This is a genomic window from Psychrobacter sp. 1Y4, from assembly GCF_051847555.1.
In genome coordinates this window covers 1-759 of the sequence record NZ_JBPYDE010000448.1, presented here as the reverse complement: position 1 = coordinate 759, position 759 = coordinate 1, and the positions used below count along the sequence as shown (strand labels likewise).

1 protein-coding gene is annotated in these 759 nt (G+C 45.5%); it reads right to left on the bottom strand.

The window, feature by feature from the left end; translation table 11 throughout:
* The coding region (gene cyoE / locus ACS8FC_RS16885; protein ID WP_439297636.1) for a heme o synthase at positions 1-747 on the bottom strand (747 nt) is incomplete at its 3' end.
* Between the last annotated feature and the right edge of the window lie 12 nt (positions 748-759).

Below are 759 nucleotides of genomic sequence, written 5' to 3'. Positions count from 1 at the left end.
CATCATTAGGCATAGCGCCATCATAATGATAATGGATAGTCCAAAGATCTTATACGCCCACTTAATCTGCTGCTGGACTTGGTCTTGTTGATTGGTGACCTTGATCGGTTTCATAGCAATCATTAACCAATAGCCTGACAACAATAGATGGACGCCCAGATACCAATAGCCCGTCGCTTTCAGTGCGGTGAGCAAACTACCCACGACTAAAAAAATGGCAATGCTAATCGTAATATGCCACTGCGTCGTTCTAAAGGAGCGTTTGACGGGTAATACAGGGATACTGGCCGCACTGTAGTCTTTTTTACGAAAAACAGCGATGGCATAAGCATGTGGCATTTGCCAAATAGCAAACATGGCAAATAGCACCCAATACACCCCATCAATAGATGGCGTCAAAGCGGCATAGCCAATCACTGGCGGAATCGCACCCGAAAAACTACCAATGAACGTTCCCCAAACAGAGTGCCGCTTAAAGTACAGACTATAAAATCCGACGTAAACGACATAACCAAATAACGCTGAGTATAAAGCCAATGGCGTGGTAACTGCTAAACATACGACGCCGATACCTAGCAGTACGGCTGCATAGAGCATGGCGTTGGTAATAGAGAGTTCACCGGTCACCAAAACACGGTCACAGGTACGCTGCATCCTTGAGTCAATATCACGATCGATGATGTTATTGATTACACAACCAGACGCTATCACTGTCAAGGTCCCAATCAAGGCTTGAAGCAATATCAACCAATCGGGACT